The sequence below is a fragment of the Aeromonas sp. PrichA-15 genome (assembly GCF_017939245.1).
In the GTDB taxonomy this organism is placed as follows: Bacteria; Pseudomonadota; Gammaproteobacteria; order Enterobacterales; family Aeromonadaceae; genus Aeromonas; species Aeromonas caviae.
The window spans coordinates 890-15,198 of sequence record NZ_JAGKRH010000390.1; the positions used below are offsets into that span (position 1 = coordinate 890).

16 protein-coding genes and 2 pseudogenes are annotated in these 14,309 nt (G+C 56.3%); 12 read left to right on the forward strand and 6 right to left on the reverse strand.

Annotated features, from left to right (window positions below; genetic code table 11):
- The coding region (locus tag J9889_RS24425) for a transposase (RefSeq protein WP_246878189.1) at window positions 1–276 on the reverse strand (276 nt) is incomplete at its 3' end.
- A gap of 294 nt (window positions 277–570) precedes the next feature.
- Here J9889_RS24425 and J9889_RS23810 point away from each other — a divergent pair.
- Window positions 571–900, forward strand: a complete 330-nt coding sequence (locus tag J9889_RS23810; RefSeq protein WP_210558480.1) for a hypothetical protein — start codon at window positions 571–573, stop codon at window positions 898–900.
- 142 nt (window positions 901–1,042) lie between these two features.
- The gene (locus J9889_RS24665) at window positions 1,043–1,174 is read left to right on the forward strand and encodes a hypothetical protein (protein ID WP_270674684.1); all 132 of its coding nucleotides are present in this window, start codon (window positions 1,043–1,045) and stop codon (window positions 1,172–1,174) included.
- 248 nt (window positions 1,175–1,422) lie between these two features.
- On the opposite strand, the gene J9889_RS23815 is transcribed toward J9889_RS24665, so the two are convergent.
- The 4 genes from J9889_RS23815 to J9889_RS23830 form a co-directional block, all read right to left on the reverse strand.
- Window positions 1,423–2,025, reverse strand: coding sequence for a cold shock domain-containing protein (locus J9889_RS23815; RefSeq protein WP_210558482.1), 603 nt, complete (start codon window positions 2,023–2,025; stop codon window positions 1,423–1,425).
- A gap of 350 nt (window positions 2,026–2,375) precedes the next feature.
- The gene (locus tag J9889_RS23820; RefSeq protein ID WP_246878188.1) at window positions 2,376–3,401 is read right to left on the reverse strand and encodes a HAMP domain-containing methyl-accepting chemotaxis protein; all 1,026 of its coding nucleotides are present in this window, start codon (window positions 3,399–3,401) and stop codon (window positions 2,376–2,378) included.
- A gap of 589 nt (window positions 3,402–3,990) precedes the next feature.
- Window positions 3,991–5,640 carry a glucose-6-phosphate isomerase gene (pgi, locus tag J9889_RS23825; protein WP_101618231.1) on the reverse strand — a complete coding sequence of 550 codons (1,650 nt, stop codon included), beginning with the start codon at window positions 5,638–5,640 and terminating at the stop codon, window positions 3,991–3,993.
- Window positions 5,641–5,700: 60 nt separating this feature from the next.
- Window positions 5,701–6,345: a transaldolase family protein gene (locus tag J9889_RS23830; protein ID WP_101618233.1), complete on the reverse strand. Its 645-nt coding sequence runs from the start codon at window positions 6,343–6,345 to the stop codon at window positions 5,701–5,703.
- Between the two features lie 286 nt (window positions 6,346–6,631).
- Between J9889_RS23830 and J9889_RS23835 the strand changes: the two genes are divergently transcribed.
- The 9 genes from J9889_RS23835 to J9889_RS23875 all read left to right on the forward strand — a co-directional run bounded on the left by J9889_RS23835 (window position 6,632) and on the right by J9889_RS23875 (window position 13,493).
- Entirely contained in the window at window positions 6,632–6,946 is a 315-nt protein-coding gene (locus J9889_RS23835) for a transposase (protein ID WP_039026396.1), read from the forward strand.
- Between the two features lie 35 nt (window positions 6,947–6,981).
- Window positions 6,982–7,764: an IS3 family transposase gene (locus J9889_RS23840; protein WP_349237024.1), complete on the forward strand. Its 783-nt coding sequence runs from the start codon at window positions 6,982–6,984 to the stop codon at window positions 7,762–7,764.
- Between the two features lie 595 nt (window positions 7,765–8,359).
- Window positions 8,360–8,917, forward strand: a complete 558-nt coding sequence (gene srlA, locus J9889_RS23845; protein WP_043133530.1) for a glucitol/sorbitol-specific PTS transporter subunit IIC — start codon at window positions 8,360–8,362, stop codon at window positions 8,915–8,917.
- A 20-nt stretch (window positions 8,918–8,937) separates the two neighbouring features.
- Entirely contained in the window at window positions 8,938–9,918 is a 981-nt protein-coding gene (locus J9889_RS23850) for a PTS glucitol/sorbitol transporter subunit IIB (protein WP_043133533.1), read from the forward strand.
- Between the two features lie 19 nt (window positions 9,919–9,937).
- A complete protein-coding gene (locus tag J9889_RS23855; RefSeq protein WP_043133535.1) occupies window positions 9,938–10,309 on the forward strand; it encodes a PTS glucitol/sorbitol transporter subunit IIA in 372 nt (123 codons plus the stop codon).
- Window positions 10,310–10,395: 86 nt separating this feature from the next.
- On the forward strand, window positions 10,396–11,172 hold the full coding sequence (gene srlD, locus J9889_RS23860; protein WP_043133536.1) for a sorbitol-6-phosphate dehydrogenase: 777 nt from the start codon (window positions 10,396–10,398) through the stop codon (window positions 11,170–11,172).
- A gap of 101 nt (window positions 11,173–11,273) precedes the next feature.
- Window positions 11,274–11,630 carry a transcriptional regulator GutM gene (locus J9889_RS23865; RefSeq protein ID WP_043133537.1) on the forward strand — a complete coding sequence of 119 codons (357 nt, stop codon included), beginning with the start codon at window positions 11,274–11,276 and terminating at the stop codon, window positions 11,628–11,630.
- 100 nt (window positions 11,631–11,730) lie between these two features.
- On the forward strand, window positions 11,731–12,495 hold the full coding sequence (locus J9889_RS23870) for a DNA-binding transcriptional repressor (protein WP_043133538.1): 765 nt from the start codon (window positions 11,731–11,733) through the stop codon (window positions 12,493–12,495).
- A 32-nt stretch (window positions 12,496–12,527) separates the two neighbouring features.
- Complete coding sequence (locus tag J9889_RS23875; protein WP_043133539.1) at window positions 12,528–13,493, forward strand: KpsF/GutQ family sugar-phosphate isomerase; 966 nt, start codon at window positions 12,528–12,530, stop codon at window positions 13,491–13,493.
- Window positions 13,494–13,549: 56 nt separating this feature from the next.
- Here the strand turns inward: J9889_RS23875 and J9889_RS24430 are convergent.
- Window positions 13,550–13,786, reverse strand: a pseudogene (locus J9889_RS24430) (IS5/IS1182 family transposase); the annotation flags it as partial.
- Window positions 13,787–14,164: 378 nt separating this feature from the next.
- On the opposite strand from J9889_RS24430, the pseudogene J9889_RS23885 reads away from it, so the two are divergent.
- Window positions 14,165–14,309: pseudogene (locus J9889_RS23885) on the forward strand (transposase); the annotation flags it as partial.

Sequence of the window (14,309 nt, forward strand, 5' to 3'; positions counted from 1 at the left end):
TCGGGCAAACAGACGCATGGAGGCGATTTCGTACAGAGCATCTTCGATCGCGCCATCGCTCAGGTTGTACCAATGCTGCATGCAGTGAATGCGTAGCATGGTTTCCAGCGGATAAGGTCGCCGGCCATTACCAGCCTTGGGGTAAAACGGCTCGATGACTTCCACCATGTTTTGCCATGGCAGAATCTGCTCCATGCGGGACAAGAAAATCTCTTTTCTGGTCTGACGGCGCTTACTGCTGAATTCACTGTCGGCGAAGGTAAGTTGATGACTCATGATGAACCCTGTTCCATGGCTCCAGATGACAAACATGATCTCATATCAGGGACTTGTTCGCACCTTCCCTAGCGGTACTCGAAATTGACCTCCATCTGCCATGACTATTACCAGCAGCACCGAAGCCTCTATAGGTACCTGGTTGAGCAGTGCGAGCCCTTGTATGTGGTACCTGGGCACGAGCCCGAGTACGAGACCTACCAGCTTGTGGATGGGACAACCCGCGAGAGACTGCCAAAGTTCATTCACTGGATAGGCCGATTCAAAGGGGATCATAGAGAGTATCAGGACCGCATGGCTGATCTGGAGGCGAGCTTCAAGCAGGCGATAGGCATCAAGTTCCGGCGATTCCCCGTCAATTTACCGACAATTCACCACAACATCGAGCAGGTGAATATCAGCAGCCACCAGGCGTATCAGTCGACACAGGTGACCGGCCCACGCTTGGCCCTGGGCTCCCGTGATATGCCCAAGAACGCCATCAACCAGGAGTCGCTCAGGGAGGAATATGAGGACTTGGCCACACAGCTAAAGCGAGTTGGGCTTCCCGCCACTATCTCGGTTGAGCCTAAGCTCGGACTCACTGGTCCTGACCCTGTCGGTCAGCACCACAGACCTCTATGACTATGCAGGGAGCGATCGGGTGCAGAAACGCACCTTTACCGGGTAGCAGTTCCGAGCTCGCATTCGCCCTCGGGGAGATACGGCAGGATATAGAGGGAGGTTTGGACTTCTTCTGCTGGATCAGTACAGCCAAGACAACATCGTGGAAGCGAACAAGCAGGCGGACAGGCCCCAAAGACTCGACGCCATCGGAGCCAGGATAGAGCTGCCTATCGAGATGGCCTTTGCCCTCTATCGCCGCCCTGGGACAGCGGATGAGCTGAACCCCGCCTAATCATATTGCGATATTGATGCTTCATATTTTCGATATGATGGTCTTCTGGGAGCCAGACCGCTGTATCTGGTCGATGTCCACGGAGGAAATAATGGTAAATCTGGGGCAACGCTCACCGTGGCCCCATCATATCCACAATTCGATTCATCATATTGCTGTTTTGATTTGCTGTTTCGCGCATCGCACTGCACCGGTGACCTGCCTATCGTGTCGGGGCCCTTGTACTCAAGGGACAACAAGGCAGGCGATCACTGGCCGAACTGCGCCTCGCAGGGTTCGCCGTCATAATTACCATCTAGCTTGGTGTTCGGGCAGTTGTCGAGGAAGAACTGCGCCTCCTCCAAACTTTGCATCTGGCTGCAATATTGCCGCCCATCGCAACGGAATCGGCTGGTTGCGACATCTACCCTGACTTCCTGCTGCTCATCCCCGCCGCTTGAGTTGGCCTGGCTCACCTGCGCGATGGGGTGCGACCCATGGCCGGACAGAAATGGCTTGGCTGCCAAGTAGCCGCCCGCCAGCAACGCCACACTCATCAGCAACGAGGTAAACCTCGGGCGTGATGAACGCGGCTTAGGACGACGCCGAGCCTGGGGCTTGCTCGGCGCTCTATGTGGATGGAGGACTCTGGGCGGCACACTGCTACCGGCCCGGCGCACCGACTCGGCTCTGGGGCGGCCATCGCGCCCGGCCCCAATCTCAAAGCTCAAGCTCTCATTGAGCCGGGGCGGCACACCATCTCGGGGGAAGGCCGAGATATGGACGAAATACTCCTTCTGATCCATGTCGCATCGCACGAACCCAAAGCCCTTGTCGCCGTTCCAGCGCACCAATGTTCCCTTAACCGCCATGTCTGCAATCCTTCTTATCGGCACCCATTGTGGTGCCTCTGTGTTGTTGGCTTCGGCCTGCTGTCGTCCGCATTGTCATTGTCCTTGCGGTACATCCACGCCGTTCTACTAGGGGGAACCGCAGAATTCGGAAAAAATCGTACGCTAAGCTAACGGTGTTCTCGTGACAGCTCTTTGACTAGGCTTTCTAAGGCCATTCTGATAGCCCTGACTTCCTGAAAAGCCAAGGCTAAAATTTGTGCGGCTAAAAGGGATAACCGATGGTAAAATAAGTTATCCCTGTCGAGATACTGAAAAGCGTTATCCTCGTTTTTCCCAAAACTGTTTTGCCAGTTCGCTCAGAGCGCTAGTTAACTGAGCGACAGATTTCGCACTTTGAAATTATTCTGCCCGGTCTGTACATTGGTATCAGCAGCATCGCGTATATTGTTAATACTGCGGTTGATGTCTTCACTTACTGCTCCCTGCTGCTCGACCGCAGTCGCTATTTGCGCGTTCATGTCGGTAATTTCGTTAACGCGTTGGCCAATTCCATCAAGAGCTGTAGCTGCTTCCTCTGCGTGAGCTACACTCGTGTGCGCTTGCCGACTACTTTGCTCCATGACTGTAACAGCGGATTGCGCTCGCTCTTGTAGAGCGCTGATCATGCTTTGAATATCCGTTGTCGATTGCTGTGTGCGAGCAGCAAGACTGCGAACCTCATCGGCGACAACAGCAAAACCACGCCCCTGCTCACCAGCACGCGCGGCCTCAATTGCTGCGTTGAGTGCCAACAAATTCGTTTGCTCGGCGATCCCTCGTATAACGTCAAGAACTTTTGATATCTCGTTACTTTGACCTTCAAGCTCATGAATAACCTGAGCGGCTTGCCTAATTTCACCTTCAAGGGCAGTGATTGACTGGCTTGTGTGGGCTACCAGACGCTGGCCAGATGCCGTCTCAGTGTCTGCTCTTCCGGCCGCATCTGCAGCATGCTGTGCATTGCTCGCAACCTCTTGAATGCTTGCCGCCATTTGCTTTACTGCCGTTGCTATTTGATCTGTCTCTGCCTGCTGCTCAACTGTAAGTACATTGCTTGACTCAATATCCTTTAGTAGGCCTCGGGTGTGTTCGCTAAGCCGATTTGATGCATCACCTATGCGACCTACTACGGCGCCTGTTTCAGCTTGCATCATTCGTAAAGCAAACTCTATTTGGCCAAACTCATCGGTGCGCCCAGTGTAGAGGGATTGACTTAATGGGTTATTGGAAATATTCCTGGCTCTTTCAACCAGTCTTCCAAGAGGAGAGAGAATAGCCAAAACACTAACAGAGCTTAAGCTTCCTGACATTAAAGTAGCTAACAATAAGCTGCTTATTGATGTATCAGTAAGCATGCCGGCAGCCATTGCGCTTGATATAATACTACCCCATATGAGCAAGAGTATTTTCACGGAAAAGCTAGCAGCCCATTTCGGCCTCGCGGCCTTCCCGCTTCTCAGTTGAGCATATAATTTTTCCGCAGCCAAAACCTGCTCAGGTTCAGGCTTGGTCCTTACAGACTGGTATTCAACAATCGAACCATTCTTAGCTATTGGCGTTACATAAGCACTTACCCAATAGTGGTCGCCATTTTTACAGCGATTTTTTACTAAATAGGTGTTCCGAATACTAGATCACAGAAGGCGTGAACTCAGTCCGGGAGCTGGTTCTCTGACTTAGGAAACAACGCTTGGTTTTAGGAAAAAGAGCCGCGGATGCGCTGATTAATTTACCGAGAATATGCTCGGTAAAGACCTTCAACCAAGCCAGTGGTTCATCCGATGTCGCAATGACATCGTTCAAATCGCTTACAAGACGTAAAAAAATCCGGAACCCATCACAGGTTCCAGATTTTCTTACTGTTGGGGCTCGGCCAATGGATCCAGAGCTGATCAGCCTTGTCTCCAAGGCGGGCCCGTCTGCTAGGTTAAAGGAGGTAGGTGCTTAGGCCTTCCACGCCTTCCAGGTGTTGATCAGGCTGTTTGTGGAGCTGTCGTGGCTGCTGATGGGTTCGGCAGTGTTCAGCTCCGGCAGGATCTTGTTGGCCAGCTGCTTGCCCAGCTCCACGCCCCACTGATCGAAGCTGAAGATGTTCCAGATGATGCCTTGCACGAAGATCTTGTGCTCGTACATGGCGATCAAGGCACCCAGGGTCTTGGGGGTCAGCTGTTTGAACAGGATGGAGTTGGTCGGGCGGTTGCCGTCGAACACCTTGAACGGCACCAGGTCCTTGACCTCGTCCAGGGTCTTGCCGATGGCCAGGAACTCCGCTTCCACCTGTTCCTTGCTCTTGCCGAAGGCCAGGGCCTCGGTCTGGGCGAAGTAGTTGGCCAGCAGCTTGGGATGGTGATCGCCGATGGGGTTGTGGCTGATGGCCGGGGCCAGGAAATCGCACGGGATCAGCTTGGTGCCCTGGTGCATCAGCTGGTAGAAGGCGTGCTGGCCGTTGGTGCCCGGCTCACCCCAGATGATGGGGCCGGTCTGGTAGTCGACCTTGTTGCCGTTGCGATCCACGTACTTGCCGTTGGATTCCATGTTGCCCTGCTGGAAGTAGGCGGCGAAGCGGTGCATGTACTGGTCGTAGGGCAGGATGGCCTCGGTTTCGGCGCCGTAGAAGTTGTTGTACCAGATACCGATCAGGGCCAGCAGCACGGGAACGTTCTGCTCGAAGGCGGTGGTGGCAAAGTGCATGTCCATCTCGTAGGCGCCTTGGTGCAGGGCTTCGAAGTTCTCGAAGCCCAGTGACAGGGCGATGGGTAGACCGATGGCGGACCAGGAGGAGTAACGGCCACCGACCCAGTCCCAGAACTCGAACATGTTGGCGGTGTCAATACCGAACTCGGCCACGGCCTTGCCATTGGTGGACAGGGCCGCGAAGTGCTTGGCTACATGAGCCTCGTCACCGGCGGCTTTCAGGAACCAGTCGCGGGCGCTGTGGGCGTTGGTCATGGTTTCCTGGGTGGTGAAGGTCTTGGAGGCCACCAGGAACAGGGTGGTTTCCGGGTCGACCTTTTTCAGCGTCTCGGCGATGTGGGTGCCGTCGACGTTGGAGACGAAGTGCATCTGCAGGTGGTTCTTGTAGGGGCGCAGCGCCTCGGTGATCATCACCGGGCCCAGGTCAGAGCCACCGATACCGATGTTGACCACGTGCTCGATGGCTTTGCCGGTATAACCCTTCCACTCGCCGGAGATGATCTTCTCGCAGAAGCCTTTTATCTTGGCCAGCACGGCTTTCACGTCCGGCATCACGTCCTTGCCGTCGACCTGGATGGGGCGGTCGGAACGGTTGCGCAGGGCCACGTGCAGCACGGCGCGGCCTTCAGTCCGGTTGATTTTCTCGCCGTTGAACATGGACTCGATGGCACTGGACAGGTCGGTTTCCTTGGCCAGGTCCTGCAGCAGGGCCATGGTTTCCTGGGTGATGAGGTTCTTGGAGTAGTCGACCAGCATGTCGCCACCGAAGGTGGTGGAGAATTTGTTGAAGCGTTCGGCATCGGCGGCAAACAGATCCTTCAGCTGCCGCTCCTTGTTGGCGGCGAAGTGGGCTTCCAGTGCCTTCCAGGCCTGGGTCTGGGTCGGGTTGATGTTTTTCATTATTGCATGGGTTCCTGTGTTATTTGGAGATAGGCGCGATTATCGATGTGGAAACAAGCGTCAGCCGTAGCTGGCAAATTCGGCCACGGCCTGTGCTGTCTGGGCATTGGCAAGGTATTGAGTCAGCAGGGCTGGACTGACGGTCAGATCGTGGGCGCCGGCCAGCAGGGCCTGGGTCAGCTGTTCGGGGATGGCGAACGAGGCGGCCACTATCCGAGCGGGCAGTTGCTGCCGCTCCAGCAGCTCCCGCAACCGGCCGATAACGCGCTGGAAGTCGCCGCCTTCACGGTCGATGCGGTTCACGTAGGGGGCCAGGTAGTCGGCACCTTCCCGGGCGGCCAGGAAAGCCTGCCGTTCACAGTAGATGGCTGTGGCGCAGATGGCGCCGCTGGCGTCATCGGAACGCTTCAGCTGGTGGATGGCGGTCAGGCCGGCCGGTGACACCGGGATCTTGCAGTAAACTGCGCCCCAGCGGGACCAGAGCTGTCTCGCCTGTGCCACCATGCCGGCCGTATCGGTGGCCGTCACCTGCACAAACAGTTGGTGAGGGCGATCAAAGCCCAACGCCCTGGCTTGCCCGATGAAGTCGTCGGCCTTGATCCCGGCCTGGGCCAGCAATTTGGGGTTGCAGGTGATACCGTCCAGGCTGAGCTGGTGCACCCAGGGGCGTAATTCTTCGATGTTCGCTGAATCCAGATACAACATGAGCACTCCTTCAGTGTGAAATGCGGCATCTCCGCCCTGTCGAGGGTGACCCGTAGCTCCAGGGGGCAATCATATTGCCGCTGTTCGTCTCGTCTTTGACTGCTGTCATTCCCTAGCGGGTCCATGTGGCGCGGGCGAGACCATCCCGCGCAAGCCAGAAAGAATTTTCAACTTTCCCTGTTTACAAAGAAATGAAAACCAAGATCATTGATTTTGAAAATCAGATCAACAGTTGTAATGACCCACTGAAATCCTGCTCAGGTCATAATGAGTGGAGATCACAGACATGAGCATCACGATGGACGAAGAAATCAAACGTTGGACGGCCAAGCGCAAGTCCGCCTTGGTCATGGAAATCATTCAGGGCAAGACCACCGTCGCCGAAGCGGCTCGAGCCTTTGATTTGCCGCCCTCCGAGATTGAAGAATGGGTAGATGACGCCAAACGGGGCATGGAAAACGCCTTACGGGCCAAGCCACTGGATATTCGCGAGCAGTACGAGAAGCAGCTCAAGGAACTCCAGGAAGCTTATGGCGAGGCCATGCTGGAGTTACGCGCCAGAAAAAAGCTGGCCTCCCTGCTGGGCGAGGACGACAGATAGTCGCCGATGTTCAGCAGGGATTACGCGCAGAAGGTATTGATGTCTCCGTCAGCAAGCTCTGCCGCTGGTTTGGCCTGCCGCGTCGTAGTTGGTACTACCGCAGCGTCAAGGCCGCGCCCAAGCTTCAGGAGCATCTGGTCACCCCGATCAAAAACATGATTGAGGAGAACCCATCGTTCGGTTACCGGACGGTTGCAGCCCTGTTGGGGTTCAACAAGAACACGGTACAGCGCATCTTCCAGCTCAAGGGCTGGCAAGTTCGCAAGCGTCCGGTTGGGTTTCGCCCCCGGATCCAGGCCCTGCCTTCGGTGGCCTCAGCGCCCAACCAACGCTGGGCGACGGACCTATGCCGGATCTGGGCTGGTCGCGATGGCTGGTGTTCCTTGGCGCTGGTGATTGATTGCCATACCCGTGAACTACTGGGATGGCATCTCTCGCGCAGTGGTAAATCGAAAACGGCCGAGGCAGCGCTGGAGCAAGCCTTAATTGCTCGCTTCGGCAGCTTGGGACGAGTTGCATCGCCGTTTTTGTTACGTAGCGACAATGGGTTGGTGTTTACCAGCCGCAACTACACAGCACTGGTGAAGAGCTATGGGTTGCAGCAGGAGTTCATCACGCCGTACACGCCGGAACAAAGCGGCATGGTCGAGCGGGTGATCAGAACGCTCAAGGAGCAGTGTGCCCATCGGCAGAGGTTCGAGACCTTGCAGCATGCCAGTCGGGTGATTGGCGACTGGATCCAGTTTTACAACCAGAAGCGTCCTCACCAGGCGCTAAAGATGAAAACACCGGCGCAGGCCTATGCCGAAGCCGCTTAGTTGTGCAGGAACGGCTGGGTCATTACAGTTTTTTATACATTTCGTATCTCTGCGGTGAGGCTATTGCTGTCATTCCTGCGCTCACGGGCGGCGAACTCGCTCAGTTCGTGCCAGGTCAGAACGATCTAAACCGGATCGCGGTCCAGGCTAGGTTGCTAACGGTTATCGATATGCCGCAAAAATAAGCGTGATCTGAATCACCAATTTAAAGCGCGCACAAAATAAAGCATATATAAAACAGTAGGATATGTTTAATTGCGCCCGAGGTGCCATTGTGCGGCCGCGATGTGTGTATGGGGAGGGAGGGGCAGTTGGGGCGCCTCAGGGAGTGGGGATGTCGTTGCCCCGTTTGAAAACCAGCGAAGCAACCGTAGCGGGAACAGGCATTCTAGGCTGGACAAAAAACGCCAACTTGGTCACATTATGAAAACCAAAATTAGCAAAGTGACGTTCAGTGTGAAAATATCAACTTACCGGGTCGCCAGCCAAACACGATAAGCGAACAGCTGCAACCTGGAACCAACCGCACGTCCGGCACCTTATCAACGGCAGGACGTGTCCCCTTCACAGATGGAGTCAACTTGAGGACTACACCATGGATGTAATTATTCATGCAGCGGAATGGTTCATTGCACTATTCCAAAAAGGCGGAGACGTCTTTGTCGGCATGGTTACCGGCATACTGCCGTTGCTGATCTCGCTGATGGTGGCGATGAACGCCCTGATCCAGTTCATCGGACAGGAGCGGGTGGAGCGCCTGGCTGCCAAGAGCGCCGGCAACCCGGTGTCCCGCTACCTGATACTGCCGGTCATCGGCACCTTCGTGTTCATGAACCCCATGACACTGAGCCTGGGTCGCTTCCTGCCGGAGCGTTACAAGCCGTCCTACTACGCAGCCGCATCCTACAGCTGTCATTCCATGAATGGCCTGTTCCCGCACATCAACCCCGGTGAATTGTTCGTCTATCTGGGCATTGCCAATGGCCTGACCACGTTGGGCATGCCGCTGGCTCCCCTGGCCATCAGCTACCTGCTGGTCGGTATGGTGAGCAACTTCTTCCGCGGCTGGGTGACCGACTTCACTACCGCCATGGTGGAAAAACAGCAAGGCGTTCGCCTCAGCACTGACGTCCACATTCGCGTAGCCGAGTAAGCCAACCAGGAGCAGACATCATGGCAAATTCATTGTACATCACCAAAGGCAGCGGCGGCTGGGGTGGTCCTCTGACCATCGACATCGAGCCGGGCAAGAAGGTCCTCTACATCACCGCGGGCACCCGACCGGACATCGTGGACCGCATGGTCGAACTCTCCGGCATGGAAGCGGTGGACGGTTTCAAGACCTCCATCCCGGATGACGAGATCGCGGTCGCCGTCATCGATTGCGGTGGCACCCTGCGTTGCGGCCTCTACCCCAAGAAGCGGATCCCGACGGTGAACATTCACTCCACCGGCAAGAGCGGCCCGCTGGCCAACTTCATCGAGGAGGATATCTATGTCTCTGGCGTGCAGCCGGACAACATCCAGCTGCAAGCCCAGGCCGGGAATGCGCCTAGCCAGCCGAAACAAGCGGCGAAACAAGAAGCGCCGCAATATGACAGCAGCAAGAAGCTGAGCGAGCAGAGCGACAGCCTGCTGGCCCGCATCGGCATCGGCATGGGCGGGGTGATGTCCACCTTCTTCCAGGCCGGCCGCGAAACCATCGATACGGTGCTGCGCTCCATCCTGCCCTTCATGGCGTTCGTGTCCATGTTGATCGGGGTCATCCTGGCCTCCGGGGTGGGTGATGTGATTGCACATGCCCTGATCCCGCTGGCCAAGAGTCCCGTTGGCCTGATGACCCTGGCGCTGATCTGTTCCTTCCCGTTCCTGTCACCCTTCCTTGGCCCGGGCGCCGTCATCGCGCAGGTCATCGGTGTGCTGGTAGGGACCCAGATCGGTCTTGGCAACATTCCGCCGCACCTGGCACTGCCGGCCCTGTTCGCCATCAATGCCCAGGCTGCCTGTGACTTCATCCCGGTAGGTCTGAGCCTGGCCGAAGCCAAGCCGAAAACAGTCCAAATCGGGGTGCCGTCCGTGCTTTACTCACGGTTCCTGACCGGAGCGCCGACCGTACTGCTGGCCTGGCTCGCCTCCTACTTCATCTACCAATAACGCTCAAACGAGGACTGAAATGACTATGTTGTACCAAACCCAAGTGACCAAGATCGGCGAGTTTGCTGCCGAAGCCCTGGATGACAACATGATGATACTGTTCGATGACAATGCCCCGGCAGACGTAGCGGACTACTGCTACATCCATCCGCACGCAGCGCTGTTGGATGACATCAAGGTGGGAGGGGATTTCGTTCTGGGTCAGACACGTTTTCCCATCACGGCGGTAGGCGACGTAGTCAACCAGAACCTCGGCGAATTGGGTCACATCACCATCCGTTTCGATGGCGCCGATGAAGCGGAATACCCAGGAACCGTGCATGTGAGCGGCACTTGCCCGACAGTCCCGGAACTGGAAATCGGCACCGAAATCACGTTTGAACTGAACTGAACAATCAAGACTCACGCTCCCCCTGCATCATTGAGTTAGCGGCTCGAAGCAGGGGGGCGCGAGATACAGCAATCGAGGAGAGTAACATGTCAAAAGTAGCACTGGTAGTTGGCGGCGGTAAAAGTCTGGGCGCCTTCCTTTGCAAGGGGCTGGCCGAGGCCGGCTATCGGGTGGCAGTCGCAGATATGGACGCCGACAGCGCCAAGCTCACCGCCAGCGAAATCGCCGAGGTGCATGGTGCTGAGAACGTGATGGCCGTGCAGGCCAATGCCACCCAGGAAGCGGATGTGCAGCGCATGGTCGGTGCCGTCGATGATCGCTTCGGGCGCATCGACCTGCTGGTCTACAATGCCGGCACGGCGACCGCGGCCAAGATCGATCAGTTCCCGTTGGATGCTTGGTACCGCTCCATCGAGGTGAACCTGACCGGTTACTTCCTGTGTGCCCGTGAGGCTTCCAAGGTGATGATCCGCCAAAATGGCGGCCGCATCATCCAGATCAACTCCAAGTCCGGCAAGGTGGGCTCCAAGCACAACTCCGGCTACTCGGCAGCCAAGTTTGGCGGTGTCGGTCTGACCCAATCGCTGGCGCTGGACCTGGCCGAGCACAACATCACCGTCCACTCCCTGATGCTGGGCAACCTGCTCAAGAGTCCCATGTTCCAGTCCCTGCTGCCGCAATACGCGAAAAAGCTGGGCATCCCCGAGGATCAGGTGGAGCAGGTCTATATCGACAAGGTGCCGCTCAAGCGTGGCTGCGATTTCCAGGACGTACTGAACGTGCTGAAGTTCTATGCCAGCGACGAGGCCAGCTACTGCACCGGCCAGTCCATCAACATTACCGGTGGTCAGGTGATGTTCTAGTGGTCAGGTGATGCTCTAGTTCCAACTGTGTGGGAAACTCCTGAGAACCTAATCTTTTGGCAGTGTGTCGTACACTGCCTTTTTTCATTGTGAGGTGCTAAATGGATGCCATTAATCTTCTGATCGTGTTTGCCCTGGTGGCCTGGGGATTGCAGATCGGCCTGGGCTTTTTTCAGGTACGGGCTTTCAATCGCATGCTGCAGGACATGAGCCTCAAAGGCTCGGTGAAGATCGGCCGCACGGCCTCCCGCTGGCGCCCGCGCACCCTGGTGGTGCTGGCCCATGATGCCAACGGCGTGATTGTCGATGCCAAAATCATGCGTGGCCTGACCATCTTCGCCAGACCCCAGACGCTGGACACTCTGGTGCATGCCCGTATCCCGCTGACCGAGCGACAACTGGCCGAACTGGCACCGCCGGTACGCGAAGCGGTAACCTGCGCGCTGTCAATAAAATGACAATTCGGTTGTCATATAATTTTCATTATGAAAATTTCAGTGTACATTCTTAGGAAATGAAGCCTATGGCTTTTTAAATTCAGCATATAGGGATTCAGGTATGTCCATTGAAACTCGTCGAGAAATGTTGGTGCGTTATCTGCGCGAACATGGCAGAACGTCAGTCAACGATTTGGCCGCCCATTTCAACATCACCGGCGCCACGGTGCGCAGCGATCTGCGGCATCTGGAGCAGGCCCAGCTGGTAGTCCGCCGCTATGGCGGCGCCGAGGCGTTCACCCAGCCGGCGCTGGAAGATCACTCCATGGACGAGAAAACCGTGCTCAATCTGAACACCAAGCAGCGCATCGGCGCCAGGGCCGCGAGCCTGGTCCGGGATGGCGAGTCCATCATTCTCGACAGTGGCAGCACCACCCTGCAGATGGTGCCCTGGCTGGCAGAGCGGGTAGCGCTGACGGTGATGACCAACAGCCTGCACATCATGAATGAAGCAGCGGCGCTGGACAGCAACGTGACGCTGCTGATGCCGGGTGGCACCTACCGCAAACGCTCCGCTTCCTTTCATGGCAGCCAGGCAGAGCAGGCCTTTCGCGTATTCACCTTCGACAAGTTGTTCATCGGCGCCGACGGCTTCGATGTCGAGCAGGGCACCACCACCTTCAACGAGGCATATCAGGTGAGCCAGGCCATGTGCCAGGCGGCACGGCAGATCATCGTGGTGACCGACTCCAGCAAATTCGGCCGCAAGACGCCCAACGTGGTGGTGCCCATCGACAAGATCGACATCATCATCACCGACAAGGGCATCAGCGATGCTGACCGGCAGGCGCTGGAGCAGCATGGCATCCAGGTGGTGCTGGTCTGAACTCCCCCCAATCCCCAGAGGTTCCCTTCGTCATGCGTGAACAGATCCAGCGCTACGCTCATGAAACCCTGAGTATCGAACTGGCCGAGGCACAAAGGCTGTGCTCTCGGCTCAATGATTCCTTCGTCTCGGCCTGCGAGGCCATCCTTGCTTGTACGGGCAAGATAGTGGTCACCGGCATCGGCAAGTCCGGCCATATCGGCAAGAAGATTGCCGCGACCCTGGCCTCGACCGGCTCGCCCGCCTTTTTCGTCCATCCCGCCGAGGCGCTGCATGGCGATTTGGGCATGATCACCAAGGGGGATCTGGTCATCATGATCTCCAACTCCGGCGAGGCCGGCGAGTTCAAGACCATGCTGCCGCTGCTCAAGCACAAGGGTCTGGTGGTGATCGGTTTCACCGGCAAGCTCGACTCCTATCTGGCGCGACAGGCCGATCACGTCATCGACATCAGCGTCCAGCAGGAGGCCTGTCCTCTCGGTCTGGCGCCGACTTCCAGTGCCATCAACACCCTGATGATGGGCGATGCCCTTGCCATCAGTGCTATGCGCATTCGCGATTTCAACGAGCAGGACTATGCAGTTTCTCACCCGGGCGGTAGCCTGGGTGCCCGATTGTTGCTACGCAACAAGGATATATTAGACCCTGAGCTACCAATACCAGTTTGTTCTGCAGACACATCCTTGAGGGATGCCATTGTGGCTTTGAGTCGTGGTGGATTTGGGCTAGTAGTGATTAGTAGTGATCAGGGCAGCATCTTGGGAGTTTTCACGGATGGTGATTTGCGGCGCTCTTTGGAAAAAACATTGCCCCTGGATACCTGTGTCACCGAGCTGATGACCCGAACACCGGTGGTGGTCCAAGCGGACGGTCTGGCGGCTGCCACACTGGAACTTATGCACGAACATCGCATCAATGCTGTCCCCGTGGTGTCTGATGAGGCTCGATTGTTGGGGGTGATCAGTATTCATCAGATATATAAAGCTGGTATTCGTTGATGGAGCGAAAGGCGCGAGCCATCATTTTGCTGTAGTTTTCCTGCTAGAGGCTGTCGTCATAAGATGGCAGCCCATAATGCCACGCAGCGGATCCGGACAGCCGCCACGAACGAAGCGGTGTTTTTCGCATACCGCGTGGCTATCCCTCGCCATTGTTTCAGGTGGAGAAAGGCAATTTCTACCAGATGCCTTACCTTATACATTTCCCTGTCGTGCTCTCGCTTTTCCTTACGATTCCGCTTCGACGGGATCACCACCTCCATCCCCTGAGACGCGGCCTGGGCTACCAAAGCGTGGCAAGGATGGTTATTCCGGCATACCTCATCCGCAGACCAAATCTGTGGATAAGGGCAAGCTGCCTGAGAAGTCCAGCGTTGGCGGGGAGCGACTTGCAGTTCTTGGGTATTTCGCACGGTATGAAACTGCGTTGGGTTAATGTTCTGCATCAGCCGAATCTTGCGATTCACCGTGCACGAGTGTTCTGAACTTCGTTAGAGAAAACGGCAAAATCTTCAAACATTGGTATGATGCTTTATTGCTCTGCTTTTTCTCATCGTTAGCGCTAAATTCTTAAGCTGGTATGATACTTTATTTTTTAGTGTCCGATTTTTCATGTGGTGAAATGCGGCTTACAGGGTGATTTGGTATGAATTTTTATTACTCGCATACAGACGGCCTATGGCCGTGGTCAGGAGGCGGCCAAGCGGCTGCTGGGCGCCGAGTTTGACGGGGTGCTGGTGACCGACCAGTACGCCGGCTACCGGTTTATCGACGCCGACCAGCGGCAACTGTGCTGGGCCCACGTGGCCCGCAATC

Bases quoted from the DNA above. Each gene is read 5' to 3' on its own strand.
- J9889_RS23870 (WP_043133538.1), top strand. From the start codon at position 11,731: ATGTCCATTGAAACTCGTCGAGAAATGTTGGTGCGTTATCTGCGCGAA.
- J9889_RS23855 (WP_043133535.1), top strand. From the start codon at position 9,938: ATGACTATGTTGTACCAAACCCAAGTGACCAAGATCGGCGAGTTTGCT.
- J9889_RS23820 (WP_246878188.1), bottom strand. From the start codon at position 3,401: ATGCTTACTGATACATCAATAAGCAGCTTATTGTTAGCTACTTTAATG.
- srlD (WP_043133536.1), top strand. From the start codon at position 10,396: ATGTCAAAAGTAGCACTGGTAGTTGGCGGCGGTAAAAGTCTGGGCGCC.
- J9889_RS23835 (WP_039026396.1), top strand. From the start codon at position 6,632: ATGAGCATCACGATGGACGAAGAAATCAAACGTTGGACGGCCAAGCGC.
- J9889_RS23875 (WP_043133539.1), top strand. From the start codon at position 12,528: ATGCGTGAACAGATCCAGCGCTACGCTCATGAAACCCTGAGTATCGAA.
- J9889_RS23865 (WP_043133537.1), top strand. From the start codon at position 11,274: ATGGATGCCATTAATCTTCTGATCGTGTTTGCCCTGGTGGCCTGGGGA.
- pgi (WP_101618231.1), bottom strand. From the start codon at position 5,640: ATGAAAAACATCAACCCGACCCAGACCCAGGCCTGGAAGGCACTGGAA.
- J9889_RS23815 (WP_210558482.1), bottom strand. From the start codon at position 2,025: ATGGCGGTTAAGGGAACATTGGTGCGCTGGAACGGCGACAAGGGCTTT.
- J9889_RS23810 (WP_210558480.1), top strand. From the start codon at position 571: ATGGCTGATCTGGAGGCGAGCTTCAAGCAGGCGATAGGCATCAAGTTC.
- srlA (WP_043133530.1), top strand. From the start codon at position 8,360: ATGGATGTAATTATTCATGCAGCGGAATGGTTCATTGCACTATTCCAA.
- J9889_RS23850 (WP_043133533.1), top strand. From the start codon at position 8,938: ATGGCAAATTCATTGTACATCACCAAAGGCAGCGGCGGCTGGGGTGGT.
- J9889_RS23830 (WP_101618233.1), bottom strand. From the start codon at position 6,345: ATGTTGTATCTGGATTCAGCGAACATCGAAGAATTACGCCCCTGGGTG.